Origin of the sequence: Streptococcus intestinihominis (assembly GCF_046824975.1) — a bacterium.
Classification (GTDB): Bacteria; Bacillota; Bacilli; order Lactobacillales; family Streptococcaceae; genus Streptococcus.
Genome location: NZ_JBKQBL010000004.1, coordinates 15,705 through 19,964, shown reverse-complemented (window position 1 = coordinate 19,964; position 4,260 = coordinate 15,705). Strand labels below are relative to the sequence as shown.

General features: G+C 43.3%; 5 protein-coding genes. All 5 read left to right on the top strand.

Going from position 1 to position 4,260, the window contains the following annotated elements:
• Positions 1 to 1,043 (top strand): class I SAM-dependent rRNA methyltransferase (locus ACLOR3_RS06980; protein WP_412037100.1); only part of this gene is annotated, 1,043 nt, incomplete at its 5' end.
• A complete protein-coding gene (gene aroD / locus ACLOR3_RS06975; protein ID WP_048716962.1) occupies positions 1,043 to 1,720 on the top strand; it encodes a type I 3-dehydroquinate dehydratase in 678 nt (225 codons plus the stop codon). The genes ACLOR3_RS06980 and aroD, both read left to right, overlap by 1 nt.
• Complete coding sequence (gene aroE / locus ACLOR3_RS06970) at positions 1,710 to 2,585, top strand: shikimate dehydrogenase (protein WP_129821985.1); 876 nt, start codon at positions 1,710 to 1,712, stop codon at positions 2,583 to 2,585. The genes aroD and aroE overlap by 11 nt, the downstream gene beginning before the upstream one ends.
• Before the next feature lie 101 nt (positions 2,586 to 2,686).
• A complete protein-coding gene (gene aroB / locus ACLOR3_RS06965) occupies positions 2,687 to 3,751 on the top strand; it encodes a 3-dehydroquinate synthase (protein WP_411399843.1) in 1,065 nt (354 codons plus the stop codon).
• A gap of 20 nt (positions 3,752 to 3,771) precedes the next feature.
• A partial coding sequence (locus ACLOR3_RS06960; protein ID WP_412037099.1) for a chorismate synthase occupies positions 3,772 to 4,260 on the top strand: 489 nt, incomplete at its 3' end.

The window sequence follows — 4,260 nt, the reverse complement described above, 5'->3', positions numbered from 1 at the left end:
CAGCTTCAGGTCATTTTCTAGGGACAGGCTATCTTTCAGAGCAAAACAAGGGTCTTGGTTGGGTCATTTCCACCAAGAAAATCACCTTGGATCAGGCTTACTTTAGTCAGCTATTTGCTAAGGCCAAGTCCAAGCGCCAGTCTTATTATCAGTCGGAATTGGATACAGCTTTTAGAATTTTTAATCAAGAAGGCGACGGATTTGGTGGCTTGACCATTGATCTCTATGGAGATTATGCTGTCTTTTCCATCTACAATGCCTTTGTTTATCAAATCAGAGAGTTGCTTGTTGCGGCTTTTCAAGAAGTCTTTCCAGAGGTCTTGGGAGGATATGAAAAAATCCGTTTCAAGGATCCAGGTTATGAGTCAGCCCATCTTTTTGGTCAAGAAGCTCCAGAGCAGTTTTTGATTTTGGAAAATGGTGTTCGCTACCAAGTCTTTCTGAATGATGGCTTGATGACAGGGATTTTCTTAGACCAACACGATGTGCGTGCTAGCTTAGTAGATGGCTTAGCTGCAGGTAAAAGCTTGCTCAATATGTTTTCTTACACAGCGGCTTTTTCGGTAGCAGCGGCTATGGGAGGAGCAGTAGAAACAACCTCTGTTGATTTGGCTAAGCGGAGTCGTGAACTATCTGAAGCTCATTTTGTGGCAAATGGTCTAGCATTGGACCAGCACCGCTTTATCGTCATGGATGTTTTTGATTATTATAAGTATGCTAAGCGTCATGGCTTGACTTATGATGTGATCGTTTTAGATCCGCCGAGTTTTGCTCGCAATAAGAAGCGTACCTTCTCAGTTGCGAAGGATTACCACAAACTAATCGAGCAGTCCCTAGAAATCTTGAAACCAAAAGGAATTTTGATTGCTAGTACGAATGCTGCAAATGTCAGTCGGGATAAATTTAAGAAAGAAATTGAAAAGGGCTTTAAAGGCCGGAAACATCGGTATATCAGTGAGGTCGGACTTCCAGCTGATTTTCGATATAACGAAAAAGAAGAAAGTAGTAATTACTTAAAAGTATTTACGATTAGGGTGGATTAATGAAATTAGTCGTTTCTGTAATGCCAAGAAATTTTGAAGAAGCACAGGCCATTGATGCCAGTCGTTATCAAGATGCAGATGTGATTGAATGGCGTGCGGATTACTTGGACAAAAATGATATCTTACAAGTGGCGCCTGCCATCTTTGAAAAATTTGCAGGTCGTGAGATTTTATTTACGCTACGGACCCGGGAGCAGGGAGGAGAAATTGAGCTTTCTGGTGAAGAGTACGTAGCTCTTATCCATGATATCAACAACATCTACCATCCGGATTATGTCGATTTTGAGTACTTTGGTCATCAGGCCGAATTTAATCAGATGATGGATTATTCCAATCTTTGCTTAAGCTACCATAATTTCCAGGAAACCCCTGAAAATATGATGGAAATTATGTCAGAGTTAACCAGCTTTACACCGAAATTGGTCAAGGTATCTGTGATGGCTCATACCGAGCAGGATGTTCTGGACCTAATGAACTATACACGTGGCTTTAAGACGCTAAATCCAGAACAAGAGTTCGTTACCATTTCTATGGGGAAAATCGGCAGAATCTCTCGCATTGCTGCCGATTTAACCGGTTCTGTTTGGTCCTATGCTAGTGTAGGAGTGGAAAGTGCACCAGGTCAAATTAGCTTATCCAGCATGCACAAGATTCGGGAGATCTTAGATGAAGATTGATGGCTATACGCGAATGGCGGCCGTGATTGCCAAGCCCATTCGTCATAGTATCTCACCCTTTATTCACAATCAGGCTTATCAACTAACCGCGACCAATGTAGTCTATCTTGCTTGGGAAGTGGAAGAAGAACAAGTCGAACAAAGTCTTCAACAGTTACGGGTACTGGATATGTTGGGCGCTAATATTTCCATGCCTTACAAGAAAAAGGTCTTGCCATTTTTAGATCAGGTAGATGGAAGCACACAACTTATTGGTTCGGTCAATACGATTGTTCAGAAAGATGGTCGTTTAACAGGCTACAACACAGACGGACTTGGTTTTCTAAAGAGTCTCCCTAAGACTTTTTCGATAAAGAATAAGAAACTTGTCCTTTTAGGAGCGGGTGGTGCTGCGACTGCTATTGTTGTAGAGGCTATTCGGCAAGGAGTTGGCGAGATTCATTTATTTGTTCGTCCAGAAAGTTTAGATAAGTATCAGGCTATCTTTGCTCCACTATCCGAAACTCTTGATGTTTCAATTGTCCTTCATGACTTATCCAGTCGGGATCAGTTGAATGCAACGATAGAGGGGACGGATTTATTGATCAATGCTACAGGACTTGGAATGGACGGGTCTTCTCTCCCTATTCCGAAAGAGTTTAACTTTCCTAAAGAATGTCTAGTGGCTGATTTAGCTTATTTTCCTGCCAAGACACCATTTCTTCAATTAGCAGAAGAACAAGGGGCAAAAACCTTAAATGGCTTGGGAATGCTCTTCCATCAAGCTGCCGTTGCCTTCGAACTGATGACGGATAAAACTTTCCCGGAAGAGGAAGTCTGGCAAGCTTTGAAATTGGAATACCCAGATTATGTATTAGAAAAATGATGGAAGAAAACAGAAAAACTTAATCAAGTATGCTCTGTTTTCTATTTTTATACAATAGTGAAATTGTAATCTTTTTCACATGGATTTGAAAGGAGATTCTTATGAAGGTGAATGTTGATCTACCAAAGAATGGTTATGAGATTGTCATTGAGAATGGAGCGATCCAAAAGGTTGGAACCTGGCTCAGTCATTTATGGGAAGCTCAAAAAGTAGCAGTCATTACAGACAATCATGTAGGGTCTCTTTATGCAAGTCAGGTGGTAAAAAGCCTTGAAAGTGAAGGATTTACAGTGATTAGCTTTGAGTTCCTAGAAGGAGAAGCTAGTAAAAATCTGACGACCGTTCAAAAAGTCTATGAATTCTTAGCCAAGAATGGGATGACACGATCAGATGGCATCCTCGCTCTTGGTGGTGGTGTTGTTGGTGATCTAGCTGGCTTTGTAGCATCCACCTATATGCGGGGAATCCATTTCGTCCAAGTACCGACTAGTTTGACAGCGCAGGTTGACTCCTCTATCGGAGGTAAGACCGGAGTCAATACACTCTATGCTAAGAACATGGTAGGAACCTTTGCCCAACCGGATGGGGTTCTGATCGATCCTGAAGTGTTGCGGACTCTTGGCCAGCGCGAGTTGATCGAGGGCATGGGGGAAGTCATTAAGTACGGTCTCATCGAAGATCCTGCCTTATGGGAAGAACTGGATCAAATGGATGGCACCATTGAGTCTATTTATGAGCATGCAGAATCCTTGATTGCCCATTCCTGTCAAGTCAAGCGCAAGATGGTCGTCGAAGATGAGTTAGACCAGGGCATTCGTCTTTATTTGAATTTCGGTCATACCCTTGGTCATGCGATCGAAGCAACAGCCGGTTATGGCCAGATCATGCACGGAGAAGCCGTAGCGATAGGAATGGTGCAAGTCACTAAGGTGGCAGAAGCCAAGGGATTGGTTCAAGCTGGTTTAACGCAGGCTATTCGTCAAATGTGTCAAAAATTTGGCTTACCAGTAGAATTCCATACTTGGGATAAGGAAAAGCTTTATCAGGCCTTGACCTTAGACAAGAAGGCCAGGGGCAATCAATTGAAACTTGTTTTGGTACCTGAAATTGGAACTTGTCAGATCCATCCAGTTCCGTTGGATGAAATGAGAGACTTCTTACACTAGAAAGCGACAAAGGAGATAGCATGCGTTATTTAACAGCAGGAGAATCACACGGACCACGACTTACAGCTATTATTGAAGGAGTGCCAGCAGGGCTCCCTTTGACAGCTGATTATATCAACGTCGAATTAAAACGCCGCCAAGGAGGCTACGGTCGTGGAGCACGGATGAAGATTGAAAGCGATCAGGTCGAGATCACGTCAGGTGTTCGCTATGGCTTGACCATGGGAGGTCCTATCACCTTGAATGTCACCAATCTAGACCATCAAAAATGGTTGGAGATCATGTCTGTCAGTGATGTGGAGGAAAAGAAGAAGGGACTCCGGAAAATTACCAAGCCTCGTCCAGGCCACGCCGATTTGGTCGGCGGGATCAAGTACCGCTTTGATGACTTGAGAAATTCTTTGGAACGGTCATCGGCTCGGGAAACAACCATGCGGGTAGCAGTAGGTGCAGTAGCCAAACGTTTATTGGAAGAGATTGGGGTTCAAGTAGCCAGCCACATCGTCAAT